Annotated in this window: 25 protein-coding genes; 10 read left to right on the forward strand and 15 right to left on the reverse strand. The window is 55.4% G+C overall.

Going from position 1 to position 26601, the window contains the following annotated elements; all coding sequences use genetic code 11:
• The first annotated feature begins 3 nt into the window (after positions 1 to 3).
• The 5 genes from O2N63_RS16955 (at position 4) to O2N63_RS16975 (ending at position 5310) form a co-directional block, all read left to right on the forward strand.
• A complete protein-coding gene (locus O2N63_RS16955) occupies positions 4 to 669 on the forward strand; it encodes an EF-hand domain-containing protein (protein ID WP_271055493.1) in 666 nt (221 codons plus the stop codon).
• 97 nt (positions 670 to 766) lie between these two features.
• A complete protein-coding gene (locus tag O2N63_RS16960; RefSeq protein WP_271055494.1) occupies positions 767 to 1153 on the forward strand; it encodes a DUF302 domain-containing protein in 387 nt (128 codons plus the stop codon).
• Positions 1154 to 1174: 21 nt separating this feature from the next.
• Positions 1175 to 1645: a rhodanese-like domain-containing protein gene (locus O2N63_RS16965; protein ID WP_271055495.1), complete on the forward strand. Its 471-nt coding sequence runs from the start codon at positions 1175 to 1177 to the stop codon at positions 1643 to 1645.
• Positions 1646 to 2041: 396 nt separating this feature from the next.
• Positions 2042 to 2692: a TVP38/TMEM64 family protein gene (locus O2N63_RS16970; protein WP_271055496.1), complete on the forward strand. Its 651-nt coding sequence runs from the start codon at positions 2042 to 2044 to the stop codon at positions 2690 to 2692.
• A gap of 254 nt (positions 2693 to 2946) precedes the next feature.
• A complete protein-coding gene (locus O2N63_RS16975) occupies positions 2947 to 5310 on the forward strand; it encodes a heavy metal translocating P-type ATPase (RefSeq protein WP_271055497.1) in 2364 nt (787 codons plus the stop codon).
• Between the two features lie 326 nt (positions 5311 to 5636).
• Here O2N63_RS16975 and O2N63_RS16980 read toward each other — a convergent pair whose 3' ends face one another.
• The 14 genes from O2N63_RS16980 to O2N63_RS17040 form a co-directional block, all read right to left on the reverse strand.
• Entirely contained in the window at positions 5637 to 6863 is a 1227-nt protein-coding gene (locus O2N63_RS16980) for a c-type cytochrome (RefSeq protein WP_271055498.1), read from the reverse strand.
• A gap of 451 nt (positions 6864 to 7314) precedes the next feature.
• Positions 7315 to 7860, reverse strand: a complete 546-nt coding sequence (petA, locus tag O2N63_RS16985; RefSeq protein WP_271055499.1) for a ubiquinol-cytochrome c reductase iron-sulfur subunit — start codon at positions 7858 to 7860, stop codon at positions 7315 to 7317.
• Between the two features lie 55 nt (positions 7861 to 7915).
• Complete coding sequence (locus O2N63_RS16990; protein ID WP_271055500.1) at positions 7916 to 8419, reverse strand: c-type cytochrome; 504 nt, start codon at positions 8417 to 8419, stop codon at positions 7916 to 7918.
• A 230-nt stretch (positions 8420 to 8649) separates the two neighbouring features.
• Positions 8650 to 9357, reverse strand: coding sequence for a ferric reductase-like transmembrane domain-containing protein (locus O2N63_RS16995; protein WP_271055501.1), 708 nt, complete (start codon positions 9355 to 9357; stop codon positions 8650 to 8652).
• Between the two features lie 41 nt (positions 9358 to 9398).
• Entirely contained in the window at positions 9399 to 10334 is a 936-nt protein-coding gene (locus O2N63_RS17000; RefSeq protein ID WP_271055502.1) for a ribose-phosphate diphosphokinase, read from the reverse strand.
• Complete coding sequence (locus O2N63_RS17005) at positions 10331 to 11839, reverse strand: thymidine phosphorylase family protein (RefSeq protein WP_271055503.1); 1509 nt, start codon at positions 11837 to 11839, stop codon at positions 10331 to 10333. Before O2N63_RS17005 ends, O2N63_RS17000 begins: the two co-directional genes overlap by 4 nt.
• Complete coding sequence (locus tag O2N63_RS17010; RefSeq protein ID WP_271055504.1) at positions 11836 to 13221, reverse strand: MBL fold metallo-hydrolase RNA specificity domain-containing protein; 1386 nt, start codon at positions 13219 to 13221, stop codon at positions 11836 to 11838. Before O2N63_RS17010 ends, O2N63_RS17005 begins: the two co-directional genes overlap by 4 nt.
• Before the next feature lie 33 nt (positions 13222 to 13254).
• A complete protein-coding gene (locus O2N63_RS17015; RefSeq protein WP_271055505.1) occupies positions 13255 to 14313 on the reverse strand; it encodes a YncE family protein in 1059 nt (352 codons plus the stop codon).
• Positions 14314 to 14485: 172 nt separating this feature from the next.
• Positions 14486 to 14857 carry a hypothetical protein gene (locus tag O2N63_RS17020; protein ID WP_271055506.1) on the reverse strand — a complete coding sequence of 124 codons (372 nt, stop codon included), beginning with the start codon at positions 14855 to 14857 and terminating at the stop codon, positions 14486 to 14488.
• 93 nt (positions 14858 to 14950) lie between these two features.
• A complete protein-coding gene (locus O2N63_RS17025) occupies positions 14951 to 15376 on the reverse strand; it encodes a hypothetical protein (protein ID WP_271055507.1) in 426 nt (141 codons plus the stop codon).
• Between the two features lie 666 nt (positions 15377 to 16042).
• The gene (locus O2N63_RS17030; RefSeq protein ID WP_271055508.1) at positions 16043 to 16753 is read right to left on the reverse strand and encodes a helix-turn-helix domain-containing protein; all 711 of its coding nucleotides are present in this window, start codon (positions 16751 to 16753) and stop codon (positions 16043 to 16045) included.
• A 69-nt stretch (positions 16754 to 16822) separates the two neighbouring features.
• On the reverse strand, positions 16823 to 17041 hold the full coding sequence (locus tag O2N63_RS17530) for a helix-turn-helix domain-containing protein (RefSeq protein ID WP_333780742.1): 219 nt from the start codon (positions 17039 to 17041) through the stop codon (positions 16823 to 16825).
• Between the two features lie 41 nt (positions 17042 to 17082).
• Complete coding sequence (locus tag O2N63_RS17035; protein WP_271055509.1) at positions 17083 to 17775, reverse strand: hypothetical protein; 693 nt, start codon at positions 17773 to 17775, stop codon at positions 17083 to 17085.
• Positions 17768 to 19075 (reverse strand): tyrosine-type recombinase/integrase, encoded by a 1308-nt coding sequence (locus tag O2N63_RS17040; RefSeq protein WP_271055510.1) that lies wholly within the window; start codon positions 19073 to 19075, stop codon positions 17768 to 17770. The genes O2N63_RS17035 and O2N63_RS17040 overlap by 8 nt, the downstream gene beginning before the upstream one ends.
• A 366-nt stretch (positions 19076 to 19441) precedes the next feature.
• Between O2N63_RS17040 and O2N63_RS17045 the strand changes: the two genes are divergently transcribed.
• Positions 19442 to 21202 (forward strand): site-specific integrase, encoded by a 1761-nt coding sequence (locus tag O2N63_RS17045; protein ID WP_271055511.1) that lies wholly within the window; start codon positions 19442 to 19444, stop codon positions 21200 to 21202.
• A 211-nt stretch (positions 21203 to 21413) separates the two neighbouring features.
• Positions 21414 to 23069, forward strand: a complete 1656-nt coding sequence (locus tag O2N63_RS17050; protein ID WP_271055512.1) for a Na/Pi cotransporter family protein — start codon at positions 21414 to 21416, stop codon at positions 23067 to 23069.
• Between the two features lie 341 nt (positions 23070 to 23410).
• On the opposite strand, the gene yghX is transcribed toward O2N63_RS17050, so the two are convergent.
• A complete protein-coding gene (gene yghX / locus O2N63_RS17055) occupies positions 23411 to 24298 on the reverse strand; it encodes a YghX family hydrolase (RefSeq protein ID WP_271055513.1) in 888 nt (295 codons plus the stop codon).
• 294 nt (positions 24299 to 24592) lie between these two features.
• Here yghX and O2N63_RS17060 point away from each other — a divergent pair, with 294 nt between their 5' ends.
• The 3 genes from O2N63_RS17060 to O2N63_RS17070 form a co-directional block, all read left to right on the forward strand.
• Positions 24593 to 25081, forward strand: coding sequence for a peptidase associated/transthyretin-like domain-containing protein (locus O2N63_RS17060; protein WP_408629826.1), 489 nt, complete (start codon positions 24593 to 24595; stop codon positions 25079 to 25081).
• Between the two features lie 235 nt (positions 25082 to 25316).
• On the forward strand, positions 25317 to 25694 hold the full coding sequence (locus O2N63_RS17535) for a hypothetical protein (protein WP_333780743.1): 378 nt from the start codon (positions 25317 to 25319) through the stop codon (positions 25692 to 25694).
• A 374-nt stretch (positions 25695 to 26068) separates the two neighbouring features.
• The coding region (locus tag O2N63_RS17070) for an MFS transporter (RefSeq protein ID WP_271055515.1) at positions 26069 to 26601 on the forward strand (533 nt) is incomplete at its 3' end.

The following is a 26601-nucleotide window of genomic DNA, read 5'->3' on the forward strand; positions in this document are numbered from 1 at the left end:
AAAATGTCCAGAATACTCAAGATCTCACTTGCCATGGCTCTGTCAGCCGGAGCTGTGGGCACTGCCTTTGCGGATGAGGCACATCACGGGGGAAAACCTGCCGAGGGCTCCGTGACGGCACCGATGTCTCAAGGGGGTGCTCCCTTTAAAAGTGCTCCGATGACCCATCCCGGAATGATGGGTGGTGATCATCACAACATGATGCATGGGATGATGCAGATGATGATGCAAATGCACGGCGGGATGATGCCCAGCGGCATGATGGGTGGTGGCATGATGGGCGGAACCATAGGCAAAATGGACACTTTGAACGGGATGGGCATGATGGATCGCGATATGATTTCCCTCATGCACGGATCTATGATGAACGGTTTGGACGCCGATGCTGATGGCGACGGGGTTGTGACGCCGGGTGAAGCGCATGGGCAGTTGCAGGCAATGCATTCACAAGGCGATTTGGATGGCGATGGCATGTTGTCGCTGGAAGAATTTGAGGCCCTTCATGGAAGGATGATCCGCGATATGATGGTGGACCGTTTCCAGCACCTTGATGCTGATGGAGATGGTAAGGTTACATCAGGCGAAATGACCGCTCCGGCAGATCGTATGGAAATGCGTGGCCCTGCAGGAGGCATGATGCTGAGAGGGATGCAGCCGCAATCCAACTAAAACCATAGAGCGACACGCTGGCAAAGTGCGCCTTCGCTCCGGCCGGAACTCCCCCCCTCTCCTTCGGTCGGGGCAAACCAGACAGAGGAAATGTAATATGAGCTATACTTATGACCGTATACTGGCGGATATCTCCATTGATGATGCCGAAATGCGGGTGCGCGACGCGCTCGGGCAACAGGGCTTCGGCGTTCTGACCGAAATCGACGTCTCCGCAACGATGAAAGAAAAGATTGATGTCGACATGGATGGATATCGCATTCTGGGGGCCTGCAACCCGAACATGGCCTATCAGGCGATTGGCCTAGAGCCGCGCATTGGCTCGATGCTTCCCTGCAACGTGATCCTGCGCGAGGTAAGCGGCGGCACGGAGATCAGCGCAATCGATCCGGTCGCATCCATGGCAGCCGTCGAAAATGCCGAGCTGCATGCCGTGGCCGCAGATGTCCGCGAAATGCTTCGCGCAGCTGTCGATTCTGCATGATCCCGACAAGGAGAAAACAAGATGACATTCAACCGCCGACATATTCTGGCAATGATGGGCGCCCTGCCCGCTCAGGCTTTGGCCACATCGGCCTGGGCAAATAAAGATGATGTCTGGTCCGCTTCCCGTGCCTTTGATGCCCTGTTACAGGATCGCCTGCGCATGCTCGACATCCGCACGCCAGAGGAATGGCGTGAAACCGGTGTCGCACAGGGAGCGTGGCCCGTAAACCTGTATGATGAGCGTTTCCCCGAGCGTCTGTTCAAGGCGCAGGACCTCGCAGATGGAAGGCCACTGGCGCTGATCTGTCGAACGGGACGTCGTTCCGGGGGCGTCATGAATTCCCTGCGGAAGTCCGGCTATTCGAACTTCATCGACGTGTCGGATGGTATGCTTGGGTCATCATACGGGCCAGGTTGGATCAAAGCCGGGTTGCCTGTTGTTTCGGCAGAGGAAGCTATCGCCGCCCTGCCCCCTGAGTTGAGAATTTAAAAAACGGAATATGATACGACGCCCCCCCCTTTGTGTATTGGCAGCCCCATCTCTGGTGACAGGGAACGCCTTCTCGACCCTGCCCAGAGATCGGGTCAACAGCAGACAAAGCTATCACTCACGGATGCCAAAGCATTCGGGCGGGTTTTTCTGGTGGCGCGGGGGCGGGCCGATTTTGCTGGTCCGACCCGCGCCAGCACACTCAGGGCGACCCATCCAATTCGAGTAAATCGCCCCGGTTTGCGACAGGGAAAAGGCTTCGAAATAGTGGTAAGCGTGACGTGATATCGAGATGATGGGATGATCAGAATACTCACCAAGGGATGAATTTTCGCATCACGCTAATGGTGATAGAAAGGCCAAGGGATGAGCCACATGCAACATGGCAAACAAATAATGACCGCTGCAGCGGTCCTTTTTGCCATCACCGTTGCTGGTGTCTGGCTATGGTCTTCCGATTGGAGCAAGCAACTGGATGCGGAAACGCTCATCGTTCAGGTTCAGGAACTTGGCGCCATGGGACCTTTGGCAATCATCGCCCTGATGATTGTTGCTGTTGTGGCGAGCCCCATACCAAGCGCCCCAATTGCTTTGGCAGCCGGGGCGGTTTTCGGACAGGTTGCAGGCACAATTTACGTGGCGATCGGGGCGGAAATCGGGGCGCTTTTTGCGTTCATGATTGCCCGGTTAGGTGGGCGGAGCTTTGTTGAGCGACTGTTGGGTAAACGCGCAGAATTGGGCCTTCTTGGATCGCAGAATGCGTTAACTCTGGCCATATTTGTAAGCCGCCTTCTGCCCTTTATCTCGTTTGACGCAATGAGCTATGCAGCCGGTCTCAGCCGCCTTCATCTGTGGCGATTTCTTCTGGCAACACTGGCCGGCATACTCCCAGCAAGCTTCGCCCTTGCATATCTTGGGGCCGGAGCCATGTCCGGCCAGTTTGGCCCTGCAGCCTGGATTGCGCTCGGTCTCGGACTGTTGACCGCCTTGCCCATCTTGGCAACCGCGCTTCACTTTAAGCCGCGCGCATCCTCCTCTTCCCATTAGAGAAAATCAAATGTCCGCTGCCGCATTTCCATATCTCTTAATTTCACCCAAGCAACTTTCATTCGCGTTTGATCCGCTTTCGCATACCCAGAAACACAGATGGTCGCCTGTACGGCGAGGCACTCTTCGGGATCGCAACTATTTGACAGGTCGATACAAGCGGGATTTGCAGAAAACCAAACGTTGTTTTCAAATTTGCTTGACCCTTCCCCCACAGGATCCCTCACGCTCGCCTCAAAGGACTGGAGATACCGATGACCGAACATGACCACAGCCACCACCATCATGCGGGTGACGAGACGCAAATGGCCACTGATCCGGTCTGTGGAATGAAAGTGGAAGTGAGCCCGGAAACACCAACACAGGAGTTGGAGGGGGAGCCCTACTATTTCTGCTCTGATCGGTGTTTCAACCGATTCAACTCCGACCCATGGCTCTATGCCTGGAGCGGCGGGGCTGACGGGCAGATGCATGAGGGGGTGCCACCCTCCACATCCGCGACCAGTGCACCGGGCACGCAATGGACCTGCCCGATGCACCCGGAAATCATACGGGAAGAGCCCGGCACCTGCCCGATCTGTGGCATGGCACTTGAACCGGTCATTCCGTCCGATGATCAAAACGAGGAATTGGTGGATTTCACCCGCCGCATGTGGCTCAGTTCGATTGCGGCCATTCCTCTGATCATACTCACCATGGGGGAAATGGTGGGGCTTCCGGTGCGGAACTGGGTCGGGCACCAGATGTCCTATTACATGGAATTTCTGATTGCTACACCGGTCATCCTCTGGGCCGCCCAACCGTTCTTTGAGCGAGGGATCGCCTCCATTCAAAACCGTTCACCTAACATGTGGACTTTGATCGCGCTTGGGGTTGGCGCAGCCTATATCTATTCGCTATTTGCCACTTTCCTTCCCGGTATCTTTCCAGAGCAATATCGCTCGGCTGAAGGTGTGGGAACCTATTTCGAAGCTGCCGTTGTCATCATCGCGCTTGTGTTTGTTGGACAGGTTCTTGAGCTGCGCGCACGAGAGCGCACAGGCGACGCGATCCGCGCCCTTCTGGATCTGGCCCCCAAGATGGCGCGCCGGATCCTACCAGATGGGCAGGAGGAAGATATTCAGCTCGATCAGGTGGTCGTCGGAGACCTTTTGCGCATCCGTCCGGGTGACAGTGTTCCCGTTGATGCAACCGTGGTCGAGGGGCATTCCTCGATCGATGAAAGCATGATTACCGGTGAACCGGTGCCGGTTGAGAAGACGGAAGGTGACCGGGTCACCGGTGGCACGATTAACAAAAACGGTTCTCTTGCGGTGCGCGCAGCCAAGGTCGGAGCAGATACCGTTCTGGCACAGATTGTGGAAATGGTCGCGGGTGCACGCCGGTCACGAGCCCCAATCCAAGGTCTGGCGGACAGGGTATCCTCAATCTTCGTGCCCACAGTTGTGATCATTGCGATTGTTTCATTTATAGTCTGGTTATCTATCGGTCCCAATCCGGCGCTGGCCTTTGCGATTGCTTCAGCCGTCTCCGTCCTGATCATCGCTTGCCCCTGTGCTCTTGGTCTTGCCACACCAATCTCGATCACGACGGCAGCAGGGCGCGGCGCACAGGCGGGGGTTCTCATCAAGGATGCGGAGGCGCTTGAGCGCATGGCCCGCGTTGATACGGTGATTGTGGACAAGACCGGCACCCTGACTCTCGGCAAACCTGAGCTTACCAATGCCGTGTCTCTTTCCAACCTTACAAGTGACGACGTGCTCACCTTCGCCGCTGCACTGGAATTGGGATCCGAGCATCCACTGGCAGAAGCCATTGTCGAAGGCGCGCGAGAGCGTGGGCTCACATTGCCAAAAGCCCTGAACTTCGAGGCGGTCACAGGAAAAGGTGTCAAGGGGTCCGTCGAAGGACAGCAGGTGGCGCTTGGCAACACGGCGATGATGGAGCTTTTAAGCATCGACACTTCGAAAGTCGAAGCCGACATGAACACCCTTCGCTCCGAAGGGAAAACCGCAATGTTTGTTGCCTTGGAGGGGGAACTTGCCGGGGTGGTCGCTGTCACTGATCCCATAAAACCCACAACCTCGGACGCCATTCGCGATCTGCACAGCTTGGGTCTCAGGATTATCATGGCGACAGGTGACAACCTGCGCACGGCCCAAGCGGTTGCCAAAGATCTTGGGATCGACGAGGTTCGCGCCGACGTTCTCCCCGAAGACAAAAAAGCGCTGGTCGATGAACTGCGCGCCACCGGTCACAAGGTGGCCATGGCGGGGGATGGGGTAAACGATGCACCTGCACTTGCCTCGGCTGATGTTGGTATTGCGATGGGAACTGGGGCTGATGTTGCGGTCGAAAGTGCCGGGATCACCCTGCTTGGCGGAGATCTTGTTGGCATAGTCAGGGCACGCAAACTGGCGAAAGCAACCCTGCGCAATATCAAACAGAACCTGTTCTTTGCATTTGCGTATAACGCAGCCGGTGTCCCAATTGCAGCAGGTGTCCTTTACCCCTTCTTGGGGCTGTTGCTATCCCCGATGATCGCCGCGGCAGCAATGAGCCTCTCATCAGTCTCAGTCATCGCCAACGCCTTGCGATTGCGCCACGTCAAACTCTGATCTGGAACAGTGATCCCCACCATGATGAATGGACATCGCATATACATGCCCTCCGTGGCTGAGCGCATTACCATAAGCGGAAAGAAAGCCTGAGCCGTCTGCAAAATCGAACATCGTTTTGGGGGATAAATTCCCTATGGCGCTAACTTACCGTAATAGGGTGATGCGCTTCGCACGCATAGGAAATGCATATTTTCAATGCAGGCCCCGATTTTGCATCAACGCTCGAGCGGCTTTAGGAGCATTTTCAGTGTTCCGGGCCAGAGACTAATCTGGAGGCCTCCCCTCCAGCCCGGATAAACGAATAGAACCACCCCAGCCCCAAGCTACTGCTTCATACAGGCCATGTGCCGAGCGCCCTGACAGGCCAGGCTAGGAATGCTCCAGGTGCTTTTGATATAGGCTAGGATCGAGTCGATTTCGTCGTCGCTCAGCACGTCCTGCCAGGCACTCATGCGCTCGTTGCGGGGCGAACCTTCGCGGATTGTGGCGCGCAGGCCAGTGTCGGAATGGTGCCATGCATGCATGTCGTTGTTGAGCGCCGGCGCCTTGAAGCCGAATTCATCTCTAGCAGCGGGATTCTCTGGTTCCTCACCGGTGCCACCGACACCATGGCATGATGCACAATTATCGTCGTAAAGCACATTACCAGCTGCAATCCGATCCGGGTCCGCCAGATTATTGCCTTCAAAACTGACCCACGACTTACCTTCGTCGCGGCTAAGAAGAATTGCGCCAGTATCGGCCACAGCGTAAAATGTCTCTGGGATTGACGGGTCTTCGACCAGCACCCGTAAATAGCGATCCTCAAAACCAGTTCCGACCACCTGCCAGTTCAGCATTTCTTCATCGGCCATGATCAAACCAGTGCCAAGGACAAACGCAGCAACACGCCCTCCCGATAGGCTGGCAACAGTCGTTGCAGGAGTTTCGCCGGAATAGCTTTTCTGCCAATTCTTGCCTTCGTCGTGGCTCACCATCAATCCGCTCATCGTGGCAATAAAAATTCTGGATGTGTCGATGCTCGACAGGGCGACCGAAAAGGTTTTCTCCGGTGTCGTTTCCAGACTTGTCCAGTTGACACCACCGTCCGAACTCAAGTGGATCGTCTTGTTGACCCCTGCCAATCTTGCACTATCCAGACGGCTCACGGATAGCGAAGTCATTGCAATCCCGTTTTCGCCCCTGGTGCCCGGGACTTCGGTCCAATTCGCCCCGTCTGTGTCAAGGGTGAATAGACCCGCGGCAACACCAGTTTCACTCACTCCACTCAGGATCAACTTGTTTGCCTCGTTGGGATCTACACCCAGCCCAACCACAGCGGCGCGAGGGGGCGCAATGATTTCCGCCATTCCGTCTGGCGTCGCTCGCAACAGCCCATGTCCCGTACCTATAAGAATATGACCAGTGTTGGACGGGTCAATTGCAAGGCCGTAGACCGATTGTATGCGTTCAAGCGGCGCACGGGTTGCCTCCTGTGCAACCAAACCACTTGCACCAGCCGACACCGCCAAAATCGCTGCAGCGACGGCCAATCCGAATTTCTCATACATGATTGAGCATTCCTTGTTGAAAACAGCGCGTTGTCCAACTGACCGAGTGCCATTGGCTGGGGCTTGGTGCAACTCTTCAACTGTATCAATGTGTAACGAACAGAAGCAATAAATCAGCTTTGTACAGAGAACATCGCTATATTTAGGCGCATTCCGGTAGGATTACACAAATTCCATATCTCGTTGTAAGGAAGGGGATTTGGGAGACAATCCCGAGGCGCAAAGTCCATAATTCTGCCCGGATTCAAAAAAATGTTGGAATTTCACCACGTCGTAAACACCGGCAGGAGAGCGAACGTGCTCCATCCCGGTAAAATTTGCGACACAAAGTCAACACAAGTACCACACGTCCTGAAGTCACTCATCATCAGAACCCATACCGCATTGTTAAATTCTGGATCGACAGTTGTTTGGCGGTGGTTACACAATTGGATCCTTTTGCCCCACGTCGTCAGCCGATCTTTATCAACGTGTCGGACACAAATTGGTAAGGCGGCACATCGAGATTTCGCGGTGCCGGGCCTTTTCTGATCCGGCCCGATGTATCGTAATGCGACCCGTGGCACGGGCAATACCAGCCCTGCCATTCTCCGGTTATGTCATTGCTGCCCTGACCAAGTGGAATGCAGCCCAAATGGGTACACACACCCACCACCACCAGCCACTCCGGTCGTTGAACGCGATCAGCATCCAGTTCCGGATCCGGCATTTCCAAGTTGTCATCCGCTCTCGCCAGTTCGATCCGCTCCTCAAGCCGGTGGTCGATGAAAACCGGTTTTCCTTGCCATTTCACTGTGATCCGGCTTCCGGGAGCTACACCGTCAAGGTCAATATTCACGACCGACAATGCCGCAACATCGGCGCTGGGATTAAAGCTGTTGATCAGGGGCCAGATGGCTGCGCCCGTGGTAACGACCGCTACAGCTCCGGTGGCATAGAACAGAAAGTCTCGGCGAGATCCGGGCTCCTGTTGTTGATTTATTAAAACGTCAGACATTTATTTTCTCCTTTCGCTGGCCCATGCTCGCGCCAATCAATGCGCAGCCGGGCGATCAGTTGTGATGGTCACCCTCCCCTTCAGCGTGGTGATCCTCTTCGCGTTGATGATGCATCATCACTTCGATGGATTTCGGGATGTCCGCTTGGGTAAATTTCTCCTGTTCCCGAGCGTCGTGCACAAAGGCGATGATATCCGCCAGTTCCTGTCCAGACAGCTCGATCTGGGCACCAAGCTCGTCTTCCTGCAGTTCTACCATCGCTTCGGCTCCACGCCACATGCGTGCGGCAAATTCGAACGGGTTCATGACCTCATCCATGGTCGAAGCATCTAGCATCGGTGCGTGTTCACCGCCGATTCCATTGATCGAGTGGCAGACGACGCAGCCTTTTGAGGCGAAAAGCAATCTCCCGCTTTCGGCATCCATCATGGGCATTTCCAACCCCTCCGCCATAATTCCTGTCATCTGGGTGTGTTGCCCGCTGTCGCTGAAAGCGTAGCTGGGTAACAGCCCGATTGATGTGGTCAAAACCATCGCAACAAGTGTGTTCGTAATCATCTTGGCCTCCTTTCGGCTATGTGGTTTTTAAGTTTATGCTCCTCCTCAAAACCAGTTCGAAGCTGTGGACATCGTGTGACCATCGAGCTGGTCATTATGGCTGACCTGGTGTCTGTTTTTTTTGTTGCGCCAGGATGGCAATGATCATCCCATCCCCCACGGCCTGGAAATCAAACACGCACGGTTGCCCTGTTATCGTTGCCCTAGCTGCCTCTGCCTGAATGACGGGATCAGCCGCAATCCCCGCGCTGTTCTGTCCAAATTCTTTGCCGCTGTCGTCTCCATGTCACGACGAGTGCGGATAACTGAAGCATGATGGTTATCGTGGTCACAGCCACGAAGGGCCATTGCGCCCAGTTCGGCTCGGGTATCTGGCGATGGAAATCGAGAAAATGCAGAAACAGGAAATACGCGGTGTGCAACACGATCAACCACCATAACACATAGGCGCCCTGCTGCACGAATTTCCAAACCGGTGTGCCAAGGCGCGACAGGCTGAAATCATTTGAGGTTGCTGCTAATACAACCCCGTAAAGTAGCGCCGCAATTCCCAACAGATTGGCCAGTGCAAACCCGTACTGAACCATGACATACCGGTTGAGGGCAGGGTGGAACTCGAACCCGAACAGGCGGGCAAAATCGAGGTTTACCCAACCAACCAGTATGATAGCTGTGTGTACCGACGCGGCGATCACCGCATATATACCCAACTCTCGGCGATATGGTATTAGTCCCCGAACCCACCGCCAGCCGGTCAGCCGCAGCATTGGCCCCATAAACATGGCCAATGCGACCAGCACAAATGAGATATCGCCGAAAGCCCGGTTCCAGCGGTGCATGTCAGACCACTGCCCTCGTGACCAGTGGAACAGATAAAGCCCAGCCGTAGTCAATGCCAGAACGATGAGGTGACGTTTTATCCAGTTGGTAGCTGTCATATTCAATTCCCCGGTGGCTAGGTGCACTCCTCAACTTGAATCTACTCTTTTGTACCGAAAAGCATGTCACGCGGCATTCCGATAGAACCCGCGCTGTAGACGCTCTGCACTGCCGGGGCCAAAAGAGGCGCGAGACCGACGCCGTTGCTTTTATGCGGGATACTGTCGGTTGTGACGATGAGCTTGGCACCGGCCTCAAGAATGTCGGAATAAGATTCTCCGGCGAACACAGCGTGAATCACCACGCAGACCGGCGGGTTGGCCCCTGCCTCGTTCAACCGTTCAATTGCCCGCACCATCGTGCGGCCGGATGAGGCGATGTCATCGAGGATGACTGGCGTGCCTTCGCGCAGCGCCGGGCTGTCCGGTACGCTGATCTCGACGCTCCGATCACCGCTGCGGTGCTTGTGCAGCACCTCGTAGGGGCAATTCGCAAGTTCGGCGACCTCCGCAACCCATTGCTGGCTTTCACTGTCGGGGCCCAACAGGACCGGGTCTGCCACCTGCGCGGTGATCCATTCAGCAAGCAGTGGCGCCGTGACCACGCGGCGGGCGGGGATCGCAAACAGACGATCAAGGCTCGGAACCCGGTGCAAGTGTGGATCGGCGGTCACCAGCCAGTCAAAACTGCTCTCGATAAATCCGGCAAACAGTTGCGCACTGATCGCCTGTCCTGGCGCAAAGCGGTGGTCCTGCCGCATGTACCCCAGATAAGGTGCGATCAGTCCGATGCTGGCGGCTCCCAACTCACGCGCGGTTGCCGCGGCGAACCGCAAAGGAAGCGCGTACCGATCAGGATCCCGCAGGGTGCACAACAAGGCCACCTCGCGCCCGGAAACATCACTGGTGAGCGTCACGAGGCTCTCACCATCAGGGAAATGGTGCCAGTCGATCGGAGCAACGTCGGCCCCGATCAGAGGTGCCAGCTGTTCGGCCAGGGGCAGCATTTCCGGGAAGGGTACGATTACGGGTCTCATGTCGGCTCCTCTATCCTGAACATGGCAGGTTGGCTGGCAGCATAGGCGCGCGCATAGTCCAGCTCCCCGGGCGTTTCGGCGTGAATTTCAAAAAGCGGATCACCACGCTGAACCCAATCACCGGAGTGTGTCAGCAATAACACCCCGGCACGTGCGCGCTGAGGAGCACCCGCCAGTTTGGCAACGCGGGCAATGCGGCGATTGTCGATCGCGGTAATTATTCCACTCCGAGAGGCCACGATCATAATCCGATGCGGCGCGACTTTTGGTTCGCTGAACCCGCCCTGCGCTTCGCAGATTTCCATGAAACTCCGTTCGGCCGCACCACTATCGAGCAAGTCTTTTGCCTTATTGAGCCCAACACCGGCACCGCCCCCCATGTCCAGAAGAAGTCTCGCAAGGGTCAGCGCGCGGTCGCGCAGATCTGCAGGCGCACCCGGGGCGCAGCGCAGCACCTTGAGAATATCTATGGCCTCAAGTGCCGGGCCGATCCCCTGACCCACCGGCTGACTGCCATCACTGATCTGGATGGTCAGTTCCAATCCGATTGCCACCGACACGGCCTCCAACCGTGAAGAAAGTGCCGCAGCGGCTGCCTGCGAGCGCACTTTGGCCGTGGGACCAACCGGAATGTCGATCACCACCCGTTTCGCCCCCGCAGCCGCCTTTTTCGACAGGACGCTGGCCACCAGTTGACCGTCGCTGTCAAAATCAAGCGGCCTTTCAATGCGGATCAGAAGGTCATCAACCGGGCTTAGTTGCAGCCCACCACCCCAGACGACACAACCGCCATGGGTTTCGACAACCCGGCGCATTGCGGGAATGTCCAGCGCCACTGGCGTCATGACTTCCATCGTATCCGCGGTTCCGGCAGGCGAAGTGATCGCTCTGCTTGAAATCTTGGGGATCAGATGGCCAGCGGCAGTCACAATAGCAACCACAATCGGTGTGGTTCGGTTGCCCGGGAGACCGCCCACGCAATGCTTATCCAGCACAAGTCTGTCACCCCAGTCCAAAGTTTCTCCTGCCGCCTGCATCGCCCGGGTAAGACCAATATTTTCGGCGATATCCAGCCCGCCACCGGCGCAGGCGGTGACAAAAGCGGCAAGATCCAGATCAGACAATCGCCGTGCCAAAGCATCCTTCATGATGGTGCCGAACTGACCCTCTGACAGGCTCTCGCCATAGACCTTGGCCCGAATTATCGAGGCAGCAGCCGGTGGATCCGGGTGAGAAAATTGCCCCCACGCTTCTTCTGCCGGCTGCAATGCATCCCATGCCGCATTTGAAAGCGCTGCCGCGTCAGTCGAGAGCCAGTCACCGCCGGTAACCACGTTCAGCGTTGCAATGACCCATTTCTTTCCACAGTCGATGCGCACCCGGGTAAGGGCCTGGAACCCTTCAGCCTGACAGACGTGACAATCAGCGTGCATATAGACGACTGGGTGGCTGTAAGTGTCGATCCCAGCGGGTAGCAGGCGCAGACTGTGATCTCGATCGTTCATCGTGGACGCTCCAGTCGGATCGTTTCCAGATGCTCGGGAACCCGCGCCTTCCAGCCCAGCTCGTGTTCGATACGAAAGCGCAGCGCATCGGAGGCATCAGGTTCACCATGGGTGATATAGGTCATACGCGGCGGACGAGTCGCGCCCCCCATCCAGCGCAGCAGTTCATCAGCATCGGCATGTCCCGAGAAGGAACCCATCGTGATTACCTCGGCCTCAATCGAAAAGTCCTTTCCGAAAATGCGCAGATGATCCGCCCCCGCCACCAGTGCCGCCCCACGGGTGCCGGCGGCCTGGAACCCTGATAACAGGATTGCGTTGCGGCGATCTCCGCCATAACTGGCGATGTGATGCAGGATGCGCCCGCCCGTCAGCATTCCACTCGCCGAAACGATGATTTTCGGAAACGCGTTGGCATTCAACTGCTTGGAATCTTCAACGCTATGCACTCTCCGGGCGACCTCGAACATTGATTTACAGTCATCCCATGTCACATGGTGCTCTTCGTGGTGGTTATGGTAAATCTCGGTGGCATCCGTCGCCATTGGGCTGTTGAGATAAACAGGTATATCCGGGATATCGCCGCGTTTTCGAAGCCGGGCAATGTGATACATCAACCCCTGCGCACGCCCCACTGCGAAGGCCGGAATAAGGATTGTCCCTCCACGCGCAGCGACGCGCCGGATAACCGGCGCCAGTTCTTCCTCGGCATCCACCGCTTCATGCTGTCGGTTTCCGTAGGTGGATTCACAGATCAGCACATCCGCCCCCGCGAAAGGTTCCGGAGGCCGCATCAGCGGATCGCTGTCCCGGCCCAGATCGCCACTGAAATGTACGACAGTACCCCTAACCCGCAGGCGGATCTGAGCTGCGCCCAGCAGATGACCGGCCGGAATGAACTCGGCCGTGATACTCTCACCCAGATCGACGGGCTCGGAGAACGGGACGGACTGGAAACGCGTTAGCGCAGCCTGCGCGTCCTTTAGCGTGTAGAGCGGCTTTGGTCGCGCATGATCCGAGTATCTCTTGCGCCGCGCGTATTTCGCCTCTTCCTCTTGCAGGTGCCCACTGTCGGGCAGGATCAACCCGCACAATTCGGTTGTAGACTGCGTACAGATCACACGGCCTGCGAACCCGGCGCCAATCAGCGCCGGGATATATCCCGAGTGATCGAGATGCGCATGGGTCAAAAGCACCATGTCGATGCTGTTGGGCCGCACCTGAAAGGGCCGACGGTTGCGCAGGCGCAACTGCTTGTACCCTTGGAACAACCCACAATCGACCAAGATCCGGCAATCGCCAGTGTCCAACAGGTAACGCGATCCGGTCACAGTGCCTGTGGCGCCCAGAAACCGCAAGGTTGGTGATTTAGGTTTTCCCATCGAACTACTCCTTTTCCGGTGCGGCAGGCAGGATCAGGGCAAAGCCACCATCTGATGTCCTTCCCCAAGGATCGCGATTTCGCCCGAAGCCGTCATAGAATTCTGATCGACAATCCAAACCTTTGGCTCCGACCGGCTCGACACCATCAATTTACCAGAATTGGGGATGGTGGTCAGGTGATAGGGTGCGGGTGACAGGTTGGCTTCACGCTGCTTTCCGGTGGCCAGGTCGATCGACACCAACCTGTCTGTGCTCTTGCCAGCAATGAACAGAACACCCTCACGATCGGACAGGCCGATTCCGTGCAACTCACCGCCAATGTCAAAGGTGTCAGTGACCGTGCCGCTTTTCAGATCCACCCGATAGGCCTTGCCTTCATCGCTGCCGGCGATGAAGGCCGCCATGCCGTTGGCACTCAGAACAAGGTGTTCAGGTCCTTCGCCCACGCGGATATTGCGAGTGAGATAGCCGTTTTCGACATCCACCTCGCTCAGAGTGCCGTTGCCGGTATTGGTCACAAAGACCCGATCACTTTCGGGTGCGAATTCGGCATAGTTCGGCATCGGTCCGGTCTGCACAAACCCACGGTAGGTCAATGTTTCCAGGTCGATGACGGAAATGCCATCACCGGCTGGATGTGTCGCCACCGCAAATCGCCCGTCGGGCGAAACCGCCGTGTGATGCACCGCTCCGGGCACCTCGATCCGCTGCACGATTTCGCGCGTCCCGGCATCAAGGATCGTGACGATGCTCAACCCCATATCTTCGGGCAGCGCCCCCTTGTCGGGCTTGGCGTGGTGGGCAGCATGATCGTCCTCGGACATGCCTGACGGTTTTGGCGTCGCGACGCCTTCCTCGCGATCGATCTCGGTAAAGCTGCCGGCGACCAGATATTTTGCACCCGGAGCGCCCGCCAGCCCGTGGATGGCCTCGAGCCCGGACAGTCGGTCGAGGATTTCCCCGGTTTCGGACTCAACCATCAAGACAGAATTGGCGCTCCCTTCCGGGATGAACACTGTTCCGGCCAGAGCAACCGAAGGTGCTGCCAATGCAAGCATGGATACGGTTGTCGCCAGTTTGAGGAAGGTCATTTTGGGTTCCTTTCGGTATTGTGGATGTGAATCATAAGGGACGCACCCTGAGTTAAGGGATTGAACACGAACATCAAAATCGGCACCTGCACTTGGATTATGTGGGTTATGGTGAGGGCCAACATGGCCATTTCCTTTCTGTCAGCGCATAGAGCACCGGCCCATGAAGGGTTCAATTTTGGGCTGCTATGGCATTGAAGAGGCCACCGAAGAGAAACGCGATGTACCAGCCGTAGAAAAATGCCCAAGCCAACCCGAGTACGAAAGACGACCAGCTAAGCCAGGTCACGCCCGGCAACAGAGCAATCCAAGCCTCATACATGGCGTAGCCCGGAAAAATCAGGTCGAAGCCCACGCAGAGAACGTAGGTGACCGTTAGAAACAGGCTGAGTGTCCAGCCAAGTGTAATCACCGGGAGCCGGGAGCGCGGGAACAGGGTTTCAGCCCCCGCTTCTGCGTATCCCATTACGCAGGGACCGCAGGTCAGGCGCAACACTGCAAACAGCAGGCCTGCAGCAACAACAAAATAGAGGAAGACAAGCATTTGATTTCTCCTGAACTGGCATGGCCGCAAGAAGCGACTTCACCCCGGCACAGCCCACAATTAGCGTTCTGGCCAAGGCAGCGAAGATCAGGATCAGTTGGGTGGATATGGGAGTGGCGGTCCGAGAATACCGGGAAGATAGGTTGCGATTTCTGGCAAAACACCTGACGCTGACAAAACTGCCAGTTGCTCGGCGGGGCCAGAAAGAGTCAACGCGTGGCAACTCGGATGAATCGTGCAGTCAAACATGATATCCGCTTCCACACGTTCTGCATCCCCCGGCCCTTCTTGAGTTGCCCCTATTTGGGCATTTGCAAAACCGAGACCGTGACCGGCATGCGCGGAGATCGAAGACACGGTAAGCAACGCTACAAGTGCAACGACAAAAACAGTACGCGACCGCCAAACAACTTGAGCAACGTTTATCAGTGCATATGCCCAAACCTTGAATCTCACCGATTTCTCCTTTGAGAACATAAATACATCATAGTCTAAGCTTTGTGCGTTGATCTCGCTCAAATTCCGGCCCGGCCTTCTTGTCTGATCCGCACCGTTTTCCTGCCTCGCGATTACAAAAGGAACCTATCCTAAAATACCATCAGCCCGACAAAGCTTTCCTGATTATCAGAAAGTCCGGTTAAGGGAAATATAATACCACTAATTTCCGTTTGCTGCGCTTTTCACCACGACATATTGAACTGTTGAATTCGTCGGCCTGAAATAGTCATCACTTATTCTGTCAGTGGTTTTTGCCAATCGGATTAAACAGCCTGTCAACATATGCTACTTCGCAACCGAAACGCTGTCTTAATTTTATGAATAGTTTACTTTTCATCGAAGAATGCCTTGATCCCTCGCTGGATAGCTTTAGCTATTCGCCTGGATCGAATAATTTACTGATCATCGAGTAACAAATCAACGATACCTATGTGCGGCAAAGGAATAGCACTGTACCATCACACCGCCTTCAGAGGTCAGCATACTGGTGAAACCAATTGCGCGGCACTCGATCAAACTTGCTCCCCGTTATAGTGCAGATCAATTTATTCAAATATAAACAACAACATCAACGCTAATCTCAACTCAGTCAAATTTTAAAACTCCAAGAAGGCATGGGGTGCGAATTTCCCCCATGGGATAGGCCCCGAGGAAGGACCCAATCTCCTGCATTTCACCCTATTCGCTCTAACACGCGGTTTCGCGGTATGTTGTAAGCAACTCCTCAAGCGCTTGACTGAAGGTCTTGCAACCAGAAACCAGATCCGCATGGACCTGCTCCAACGCGCCGTTGGGAAGCATCAGCAGTCCAGAGTATCCAAACCCTTCCTTCTCGAATACTTTCACCACCCTTCGCTCAAATTCCCCCAACCCCATGTCGGATACGGTCGCCTTGCTCGCGGATAAGTTAGAACCAGTATTCAAACCAATCCAATTCTCGGCATTTTCCTTTTTCTTTATTGTTTCTTTTATTGTTTCGGGTGCAGCCTGCTTCATGCTCGAGCGGCAAGGCGTTGCAGGTTTAAAGGCAGGGGTTTGCAGCCCATTATTCAAGTTTGTGCCCTTCTTCCTCCTGTTGGCCAACTGCTTCATCTGCTCCAACTCCTCCGGGGAAAATATCAGGAACTGGTTTCGCGCACGTCTGGATGACCGGTAGCGTTTAAGCGCTCCCCGTTTTTCCAACTCTTTGAACGCGCCTCGCACACCCCGCTCTGACAGACCGATCTCTTCCAAGAGACCAATAGCAGACGGATCACAGCGGCCTGTCTTTGGGTTTTGGCGATCCAACAGGCGCATCAACACCAAAAACCCAGATCGAGTTAACTGAGGCTGTTGTCGAACCCAATATTGGGCTACTTGCCATTTATTAAGAAGGTCCAAAGGCTTACGCTTGGTCATTAACATACCCCATGAACTCGGGAAAAAGCCCAAAAGTTTCAGAGAAACCAACACATTCAACAGTCGTTTTCATGAACGTGCCCCCTTAGCCCTTGGCTGGATTTGCTCTTTGGCGAGGAGCCAGGCCTCAATTGCGGCAGGTCGGTAGTACACTTTGCGACCTACCTTGATGAACGGTGGTCCAATGCGTTGGGCTCGCTCTCGTTGAACGGAACGTACGGAAACCCCTCGCTGCTCCGCGTAGTCAGTTTCAGAAATCAGGTCTCGAAATGTCATGAATAGCCTCATCTGGTTAATTGATGAGGTTTATGTCGCTCACTGTCGTAGGATCATTCGCTCCTGGATGATCCAACTTTCTTCGGGTTCGTGAGCGCGCGCTTGATGGTGATGGCACTTACCCCGTATTTCTCGCTGGTCAATCTTTGCATGTCCGCCCAGGAGAGGGAGGGGTTTTTCTTGTGCAGCGCGTCGACATACTGTTGCGCTTCTTTTCCATGTGTTTTCTCAAAGCTGGTGTCGGTGCGCATGTCATTGCCCTGTTTTCCACCCATGACCTGCTTTCGACCGGCGAGCGCCATGATTTCCGGGCGTTTTCCGGTCTTTTCTTCAACGCCCTGCCGCCAATAAAAGCGTTCCTGCAATTGACCGAGCATCACAGCACGCTCAATCAAATACTCCAAATCGGTCGAACCCTCTTCGATGGATATATCTTCTCGAAGGTTTTGCACATGAAAGTACTCTAGCAACCATTTGGCCGCGATATGCTCCATTGCGTCCTCATCATGAGAATTAGAAGCGATTAAAAGCTCTTTTGGATCAAGCGGATCTCCTATTCCAGATGAACTTAGCAAAGCTCGAAAACATTCTGCGACAAGCTCTCGCTGCTCATCAAAAGTCCGCCATTTAGCTGCCCAGTGCTCTATCAGGGCCTCCACTTCCTTTTTGGCATCTTCGCGTTCAAAGTCATATTGAAGCCGTGTCCGCTCCATCATTCCTACGCCGACCTTGATATTCTTAGGCATTTGAACGCGTCCCCATCACCGAGACCACATTGGGTCCAGCCAGGTCGCTCCCCTGCCCTGTAATGATGTGCTCCAACTGCTCCGCCCAAGTGATTAAAGCCTCTCGGCGCTCTGCATCGAAGCCGTGTTGATCATAGACAGCCACAATACCTGTCTTTGTATGACCGATCGTCAATTCTGCCACGTCGGGCCGCACACGACAGGCGGACAAGCCTGTCCTCATGGTCCGCCGCAGATCATGTGGCGTCCACCTGCCCCACGGTTTCACGTATTTTGTACCCAGAACCTCATGGTGACGATCTACTGCGCGGCAAAGGGCGGCATTGGAGATTGGAGATCCAACACGTGTTTCAAATAAATAGCCTCCCCAATCGGCCTTCCTTCGTTGATGCAGCCGCTCCAGCTCTGCTTTCGAATTCTCCAGAATCTCCAACGCCAAATCTGTCAAATAAACCGTATGAAACGTTTGTGTTTTGCCTCGGCGTTCAGCAGGGATGGTCCAGATCCGATCTTTGATTTCACATTTGTGAAGGCCAGCCACCTCTCCAGGTCTCTGCCCGGTCACCAAAACAAACTTCAACGCCAATGCCGTCAAACGGTGGAGACCACAAGTTTCTACATTTTCCCAAAATTTTCTGATTTCTTCGCCATCCAGCACGCGCGTGCGCGTGACGGGTTTAAGAGGATCACGCTTACCTTTGACCTTGATTGAAGACGGCTTGAGACCCGCAACGGGATTGGCAGGCAGATACTCCCGGTCTGTTGCGTAATCAAACATGCGTCGCGCGTAGAGCAACACCTGCGCTGCCGCACGAGGCGTTCCCTCAGCTTTTTCCTCTACAACTTCAATCACATCCCTTCGCCGCACATCACTCACTTTCAAACGACCAATCATAGGCAACAAATCGTTCTGAATGTATCCGCGAATTGCAGCCTCGCTTTTCAAACCAGTTGCGTGTTTCTCAAGCCATTCCCTTGCTAGATCGGACACCAGAGGTTCAGATCTTCGGCGTCGATCAGCTTCCAGAGGGTCCAGTCCAGAACTGATCTGCTGGACAAGATCTCGTGCTTCCTGCCGGGCGGCTTCTAAGGACCAGGTTGGCCAGTCACCAATTGTTTTGCGCCGCTTCCTCCCGTCGAATGTATAACTCAGGATAAATGCCCTGCCCCCGGCACAGGTAATCCGAAGACCAAACCCACGCGGTGCGTCCCTGTGGTCATCATAAATAAAACGCTGCCCACGTTCTGGAATGTGAGCCTTAGCAATCGATCCACTTCGACCGTCTGTCAATTTTGCCATGAACTATCCTGCTCGTACCAATGACGTCTAATTTCGATTTGTCACCGGATTTGTCACCAACTGAAACAGTTGTCAGTGTCATCAGATGACGCGAAGTGTCAACCGGCAAACAGCATATGTCATTGTAATGCTGACAATATCATGATACTCGCTGCCACGCCCCTACAATTTCATGGGCTTACAAATCCACTCAAAATCGCCTGTTAATCAATTGGTCGTAGGTTCGATCCCTACCGCCGGAGCCAACTTCCCCATAAGACTTTGATATATAAGGCTTCATGGGGAGTTTGGATTTCACTGCGGCACCGCAGTGTCCCACCACCGCAGGCAAAGTGATCCATCCGTTTCAACGAACGGAGAGAGATTTTGCAGACCCAACCCCACCTGTCCAAACGCGGCGACGTCTACCAATGGCGGCGCAAATCCCGAAGGTTTTCCACAGAAACCATCGATATCAAGCTCTCGCTGGGGACGACGGATCGCAATCGGGCGCTTATCTTAGCCCGAAAGGTCAGTGCCGAGAGTGATCAGATCATGGAACATATCGTCGAAAATCGCATCACGCCCGAACGCGGCCGGGCCTTTCTGGCCGCCGTGATCCGAAATGAACGCGCCAAGATCGATCAGCTCAAGCTGCTGGCCCGCGTCGACAGCCTCACTCCGGAAGACGACGCCCGCCACGATGCGGCCATGGCCGAAGCCTGGGACCGGATCGCCCAGAATGGGGTAAACCACCCCCCTGCCCCCGATGCGGATACGCTCGTGCAGGGCAACATCAGCCTCATCCAGCGCGACCTAGTCAGTCATCCGCGCCGCAAGGCCATCACAAACGTTTATCGGCAGCTATCCGGAGACGAGAGCTTGTCCGCAATGGAATTCGCGCAGGTTCTCGACCTCTACGTGTCCGGAAAAGCCAAAGCCTGGGCAGGCCAAGAGGACGGGGCTGATGCCGCGACGCAGATGGAACCTGCACCGGTGCAGACCGAACCTGTCGTGGCACAGGAGCTGCCCGTGGCAGCGCAGGTCGAAACCGTGGCACTTTCTCCCGATCCAGCCCTTCCGTCACCCAAGTTTCTTGACGTAGTGGACCGCATGAACGCGATCAAACGCACCGAAGGCATCGAAGAAAAGACCCTGCGCCAATACCAAAGCTTCGCCGCACTCTTCACCATGCTGACCGGGATCGACGACATCACACGCGTTCGCCAACCGGACGTCAAAGCGTTCCGCGCGGACCTCGCGAAGTTGCCTAAGAGCTGGGGCAAAAGCCCGAAAGATCAGGCAGCAACCCGCGAAGACGTCATGGCCAAATCAGCCACCCTGCCCGCCGACAAGGTCGGTCTGTCCGTCGGCACCGTGAACCGCCACCTTGAACATCTGAACCAGATCGCGGAATGGGCCCGTGACGAAGGACTTGCCATCGATCCGAACCTAAAACCGTCACGGCTAAGGAAGCGCGAAACTGTACGGGCGCGCGACAAACGGGATGCGTTTACGCTGGATCAGCTTCACAGGGTGTTCCTGAACCCCGTGTGGACGGGCTCGCGATCCGAATACCATCAAACCAATCCCGGACACACAATTTACAAGAACGGCATTTTTTGGTGCCCCCTCATCGGCGCGTTCACCGGTGCGCGACGCGAGGAAATCGCCGGACTAGCCCCCGCTGACATCATCCACAAGGACGGTATCTGGTGCTTTTCCATCGAGGATTCCGAGCTGCGCCGCGTCAAAAACCTGTCCTCACACCGGGGCGTCCCGATCCACCCGCAACTCATCGACCTCGGCTTCCTCGACCACGTCCAGAAGGCAAAAGACTCCGGACAACGTGGCCTCTTTCCGGAACTCTATGAGCCCGGAAACAACGCCTTCGGCCGCAAGGTTGGCCGTCGGATGCGCCAGGTTATCGATCTGGAACTGGGGGCCGAGGGATCAAACCTGTCATTCCACAGCCTACGCCATTACGTACAAAATGAACTGGACCATGCAGGGGTAGACGACAGGTTTGTCCGAGACATCGTCGGCCATGAAGGCATCGACATCCATGACAAAGTGTACCGCAAAGCTGCACTCATCAGGACACTTGCCAGCGCGATCTCAATGTTGCCGGAGGTTATTTTGAGCTGATTTTTCTTGCCGGGAGGGCGGATTCCAGACATTCTCTGCACGCGCAAAATGATCTCGCGAAAACCTCGGAAGCAGCCATTCCGACACATGAAGCTCGACAATTTGACTCAGATGACGGTTCCGAGCCCGAAGAAGACGAGCTAGGAATTTAGGCAAAACAAGTATGCCTGACGGCAAATTGCGGATTACAGTACCCCCAAGGAGTTCCGTGATGGCCGAAGACCTAAACCAGTTGAATATATTCGTTAATCTGATTGGTGGCGTGGCCTTGTTTCTTTTCGGCATGGATATAATGACCCGTGCCTTGAAGCAGGTCGCAGGTGCGTCAATGAAAGCGATACTGACACAAGTGACGAGCAATCGTTTTCGTGGCCTGCTCGCCGGCGCGTCTATTACTGCCGTTATCCAGTCGTCATCAATCACGAGTGTGCTGCTGGTGGGATTCGTATCTGCCGGGCTGATGACCACAGCACAGTCTGTTGCGATGATCTTGGGTGCCAATATCGGCACAACAATAACCGCACAGATCCTCGCGTTCAAAGTCACGGCTTTCGCGCTACCAATTTTTGCCGTGGGTTTCTTTGTTTCCGCACTAGCAAAGCAGAAAGCGACCCGTGAATACGGGCGCATCCTTCTTGGTATCGGCATGGTGTTTTTCGGGATGGCGATCATGTCAGAAGCAATGCGGCCCTTGCGCAGCTATCAGCCGTTCCTCGATTTTATGCTGAACCTCGATCATGTCCTTTTGGCAGCGATGGTTGGCGCCGGCTTCACCGCTTTAGTTCAATCGTCGTCAGCCACCACCGGAATTCTGATTGTGTTGGCTGGCCAGGGACTTATCGGTCTTGAAGCTGCGGTAGCGATCGCATTGGGCGCGAATGTCGGTACCTGTGTCACGGCTCTCCTCGCGGCGGTGGGAAGACCGAACGAAGCTTTGCGCACCGCGATGGTTCACACGCTGTTCAATGTTGTCGGAGTTCTGATCTGGATCGGATTTGTCGATCACTTGGCAAGCCTTGCTCGCGCTGTCTCATCCCCTCTCATTGAAGACGGTGCCAGTACAGTTCCTCGCCAACTGGCGAATGTGCATACCTTTTTCAACATTGTTAATGCGCTTCTTTTCATAGGCTTCACAAAACAGATCGCTCAATTTGTCGAATGGCTCATTCCTGACCGGCCGGAGGCTCTAGAGCCGAAATTCGCGCCAAAGCACCTTGACCCTAAATTTCTGGAGGTCCCAGCTATCGCGCTGGACGCAGCTCGGCTGGAAGTGCTGCAGCTCGGCCAGCTCGTACGTGACATGCTGGGCGCGGCGATCCCAACCGTAACATCCGGGAGCCCTCTTGATATCGACCGGTTGAAGGTGATGGACCGGCCCGTGGACCTGTTACATCGCGAAATCGTAGGCTACATGCGTCAGATCAGTCTCGCAAGCTTGCCAACTGATCAGGCCAGGCAGCTGATGGAGTTGTTAAGAATTGCAAATGATTTGGAACATATCGGTGATCATGTCGCCACGGGACTGGTCACCTCTGCACGAAAGCGGATCGATGAGAATGTGGTGATTAGCCCAGCAACAGCTTCGGTGCTCGAAGGATTGCATTCCGAGGTCATGGTGGCGCTCAATGGCGTTCTAATCGCATTGGAAGACCAGGACGCCAGCGCAGCCGTGACGGTGCGCGAGATGAAATCCAGATTCGTCGCGCTGGTCGAGGAGATTGCCGGACACGAGATTGAACGTCTCCGCGCTGATGAGCCAAAACGGCTGCACACCTACGCCCGCGAGATTGAATTGACGGAGACGCTGGAAGATATCTTTAAAATACTCCGACGCATCTCTCGGTCCGAAATTGCCATTTTCCAGTAAATATATCTGGATGTACGATCTGGCTGCCGGACCGAGCATTTGGCAATTGCTTACAAATCCGCTTTGTCCCGCGCTCCGGACATCGGATGACCATCCCGTTTCGCGCCAGCAGCGAAGGTCGGCTCTGACGGGCCGCGCCGCAGCATCATATAGGTCGGTCGAAGGTCCGGATGGGGCCGTTCCCAATAACGCCCGGCGGCAGAAGACTTCGCATGCTGCGCTTGTTCCAAGGTCGGCTATGAGCCCAACGTGGACTGGACACTGATGATAAGCGTGGCATCCGCCTTGCCCGAAAGTCGTGGGGCAACGGAGTGACGTGCAGTGCCGTCGCGAACTGCAGATTATGTCAGGTATGTGTTGAACCAAGCTATGGTTCGTTCCCACGCGAGCGTCGCTTTGGCTTCATCGTAACGTGGAGTGCTGTCATTGTGGAAACCATGGTTTGCGCCCTCGTAAATATGGGCCTCGTACACTTTATTGTTCGTTTTGAGCGCTGCTTCGAAATCCGGCCAGCCCGCATTAATTCGTTCGTCGAGTTCGCCCATCTGGATCAACAAGGGGGCCTCGATTTTTGATACATCTTCTGCGGCAGGCTGGCGTCCGTAAAACGGCACGCCCGCGGACAATTCCGGGTATGCAACTGCAATCGCGCTTACGACCCCGCCGCCATAACAGAAACCAACGGCTCCAACTTTTCCGGTGCTGTCATCACGTGAAAGGAGATGTTCAAATCCAGCAAAGAAATCGTTCATGAGTTCTGCGCGATCAACGGTGCGCTGAAGCTCTCGACCGTCGGCGTCGTTGCCCGGATATCCGCCAACCGAAGTCAAACCATCCGGAGCAAGCGCCATGAAGCCCGCCTTCGCCAAGCGTCTTGCGACATCTTCGATATAGGGGTTAAGGCCCCGGTTTTCGTGGATCACTAAGACAGCGGGCAAACGCCCTTCGGCTTTCGCCGGACGTACCAGATATCCACGAACATCACCGGTCCCGTTTGGCGACGGATACGTGATATAATCGGCATGAATATTCGGGTCGTTGAAGGACACCTGTTCAGCCAAGGCGTAATTTGGGCTGAGCATGTTCAAAAGCGCAGCAGCGGTTAAACTTCCAACCGCGAACTTGCCGGCGCGATCTAGGAACTCGCGTTTCGTTATCTTCCCATGAGCGTAGAAATCATAGAGATCCAATAGCTCTTGATCAAAGTCGTCTGCGGTCATGCGGCTCATGATATTCCTCCCGGTCAGCGTCCTTTGAATGTCGCCTGAATCAGGCGATCTGGCCTAATCAATTTTTCAATATCCGTCATTTGTGCAGAGCATCGCCAGTTTTCTAGGTGCCCTGCCGTTGCCAAAATGGAGGGTGTTCGGCAAAAACAGCATCACGAAACATTGAGCATGAAACGGCGCATTGGCCAGCGACCGGCTCTCGGCAACTTGTATGATCTGCTATAGTATAATGGTTCTGCGTCTGGTCTTGTTGGACAGCGCGACAGGAGAGAAAACGATATTGGAGCAGGTGCTATGCCCAACATTTTGTTTACCCGTAGATCTTTCGTTACTGCTGGTTGCATGGCTGCGGGGTTGGGATTTTCGGGCAGTCTTGCGCCGGCCAGAGCCAAAGGATTGGCTCCGACTCCCTCAATGCGGGGAGGCGCAAACAACTACCGCCCAGGCGCTCCGATTGTGGACCGGATCGGCAATGGCGGTTTTCTGATGCACGGGACCGTACGGCGCGCAGGTGACGGCATGCCGCTTGAGGGACAGCGTATTCAGATCTGGGCACACACAACTGAAGGGCACGAACGAGACTTGCGAAGCCACGGCGCAACGCTGACCGATGCCAACGGTGAGTTCCACCTGGAAATGCCACAAATCGTGCCTGCGTTTGGGCAGGCGCACGGCCACCTTGCCTATGACAGTGGTGCGTTTGAAACCGTCTACCTGCGTCCAGTGATGCCCAATTCGAAAGACACCACTCTCAGCGCCCACTTCGTGCTTCAACCCAAGTAATCTGATGGACACCAAAAACGTGAGCCCCACTCAACGTATTTTGGTTTGGGGCGTTCTTGCCACGGCAATTGTCGTTCCACTAGCCCTGTCGGCGTTAAGCCCGCTACTTGCGTGGCGCCAACCAATATACATCGCGGCTGGGTTCGCGGGTGTGTCTGCTATGGTACTTATGCTCCTACAGCCCTTGTTGGCGGGTGCCCATCTACCCGGGCTGCCGCCCCGGTGGGGGCGGTGGGTGCACCGCTTGGTCGGCGGCATTCTGGTTGCGACGATCATTGTCCACGTCGCAGGTCTTTGGATCACCAGTCCTCCAGACGTGATCGACGCGCTGCTTTTTCGTTCTCCCACACCGTTTTCCGTTTGGGGGGTTCTTGCTATGTGGGCGATATTCGGAGCCGCAGGTCTGGCAGCCTTTCGCAAGAGCTTGGGGCTAAGTCCGCGCAATTGGCGCCGCGTCCACACCGCCCTCATTACTGTTGCCGTGGCCAGTAGCGTCTTTCATGCCATGCTGATCGAAGGGACGATGGAGATCATCTCGAAATTCGGGCTTTGTGTTCTCGTCGTTGGAGCAACTGCGAAGACTGTGGCCGATCGCCGGGTCTGGAAAAACTAGCTGCGGCGCGACCCGAGTCATCCAAACCGATATGTCGGCTTCGTCCCGCATTGGAGCCATTCGGCATGCTGAAATGCTGCAGGATGCACGAATGTCTGGTCTGGGGAAGCTGCGCCGCAGCGCCCGACATTGTTGTGAATGACAGGTTGGGGCCGTCCCTGTCGGTCGACATTGTCCGAGACATAAAGATCGTGCTGCGGCGCGGAAGGCAGCTTGGAGCCCAGAGCCGACAAACATGTGGACCAGAGCATAGCCCTAGTTTTTCTGCCCACACTCTTGTCAAACGCGGACCGAAACGGTCGTTTCGAATTTTCGTTGCCAATTTATACCTTCGCGCAATAACTTGATCGGACGGCAAAGGTCCGGGGAGCAAGATGGACGCGCAAACAGACCCGCAACAAAACGTCACCGCAGCGATAATCGCGGGGTGCATAGTTGCGTTTGTCGGCTTTGGCTTCGCCGCGACATTCGGTGTCTTTCTGCGGCCAATGTCCGAAGACCTTGGATGGGGACGAGAGGTATTTTCGCTTTCCTTGGCCATTCAAGCGCTTTGCTGGGGGATAGCTCAGCCGTTGGCCGGAATGGTTGCAGACCGATATGGAACGGCGCGCGTGCTTGCCTTTGGTGCAATTGTCTCGGCGTTGGGCTTCTTTCTGCGAGGAGCACTTATTGACCCAGCTGTTTTCATCGCATCGGGCGTGATCGTCGGTGTAGGCACCGGCGCTTGCTCGTTCCCCGTTGTTATCGTGGCGCTGGGAAAAGTCGTAAGCGCACGGCAAAGGAGTTTCGTTCTTGGCCTGGGGACAGCTGCTGCATCGACCGGTATGTTCGTAGCAGCGCCCTTGTCCTCACTTCTCTTGGCATTGCTCGGGTGGCAAACGTCCATTCTGGTGATTGCCGCCAGCTT

The organism is Aliiroseovarius salicola (assembly GCF_027891095.1).
Classification (GTDB): domain Bacteria; phylum Pseudomonadota; class Alphaproteobacteria; order Rhodobacterales; family Rhodobacteraceae; genus Aliiroseovarius; species Aliiroseovarius salicola.

Excerpts from the sequence above, each read along its gene's own strand:
- O2N63_RS16955 (WP_271055493.1), top strand. The coding sequence starts at position 4 with ATGTCCAGAATACTCAAGATCTCACTTGCCATGGCTCTGTCAGCCGGA.
- O2N63_RS16960 (WP_271055494.1), top strand. The coding sequence starts at position 767 with ATGAGCTATACTTATGACCGTATACTGGCGGATATCTCCATTGATGAT.
- O2N63_RS16965 (WP_271055495.1), top strand. The coding sequence starts at position 1,175 with ATGACATTCAACCGCCGACATATTCTGGCAATGATGGGCGCCCTGCCC.
- O2N63_RS16970 (WP_271055496.1), top strand. The coding sequence starts at position 2,042 with ATGACCGCTGCAGCGGTCCTTTTTGCCATCACCGTTGCTGGTGTCTGG.
- O2N63_RS16975 (WP_271055497.1), top strand. The coding sequence starts at position 2,947 with ATGACCGAACATGACCACAGCCACCACCATCATGCGGGTGACGAGACG.
- O2N63_RS16980 (WP_271055498.1), bottom strand. The coding sequence starts at position 6,863 with ATGTATGAGAAATTCGGATTGGCCGTCGCTGCAGCGATTTTGGCGGTG.
- petA (WP_271055499.1), bottom strand. The coding sequence starts at position 7,860 with ATGTCTGACGTTTTAATAAATCAACAACAGGAGCCCGGATCTCGCCGA.
- O2N63_RS16990 (WP_271055500.1), bottom strand. The coding sequence starts at position 8,419 with ATGATTACGAACACACTTGTTGCGATGGTTTTGACCACATCAATCGGG.
- O2N63_RS16995 (WP_271055501.1), bottom strand. The coding sequence starts at position 9,357 with ATGACAGCTACCAACTGGATAAAACGTCACCTCATCGTTCTGGCATTG.
- O2N63_RS17000 (WP_271055502.1), bottom strand. The coding sequence starts at position 10,334 with ATGAGACCCGTAATCGTACCCTTCCCGGAAATGCTGCCCCTGGCCGAA.
- O2N63_RS17005 (WP_271055503.1), bottom strand. The coding sequence starts at position 11,839 with ATGAACGATCGAGATCACAGTCTGCGCCTGCTACCCGCTGGGATCGAC.
- O2N63_RS17010 (WP_271055504.1), bottom strand. The coding sequence starts at position 13,221 with ATGGGAAAACCTAAATCACCAACCTTGCGGTTTCTGGGCGCCACAGGC.
- O2N63_RS17015 (WP_271055505.1), bottom strand. The coding sequence starts at position 14,313 with ATGACCTTCCTCAAACTGGCGACAACCGTATCCATGCTTGCATTGGCA.
- O2N63_RS17020 (WP_271055506.1), bottom strand. The coding sequence starts at position 14,857 with ATGCTTGTCTTCCTCTATTTTGTTGTTGCTGCAGGCCTGCTGTTTGCA.
- O2N63_RS17030 (WP_271055508.1), bottom strand. The coding sequence starts at position 16,753 with ATGACCAAGCGTAAGCCTTTGGACCTTCTTAATAAATGGCAAGTAGCC.
- O2N63_RS17530 (WP_333780742.1), bottom strand. The coding sequence starts at position 17,041 with ATGAGGCTATTCATGACATTTCGAGACCTGATTTCTGAAACTGACTAC.
- O2N63_RS17035 (WP_271055509.1), bottom strand. The coding sequence starts at position 17,775 with ATGCCTAAGAATATCAAGGTCGGCGTAGGAATGATGGAGCGGACACGG.
- O2N63_RS17040 (WP_271055510.1), bottom strand. The coding sequence starts at position 19,075 with ATGGCAAAATTGACAGACGGTCGAAGTGGATCGATTGCTAAGGCTCAC.
- O2N63_RS17050 (WP_271055512.1), top strand. The coding sequence starts at position 21,414 with ATGGCCGAAGACCTAAACCAGTTGAATATATTCGTTAATCTGATTGGT.
- yghX (WP_271055513.1), bottom strand. The coding sequence starts at position 24,298 with ATGAGCCGCATGACCGCAGACGACTTTGATCAAGAGCTATTGGATCTC.
- O2N63_RS17060 (WP_408629826.1), top strand. The coding sequence starts at position 24,593 with ATGCCCAACATTTTGTTTACCCGTAGATCTTTCGTTACTGCTGGTTGC.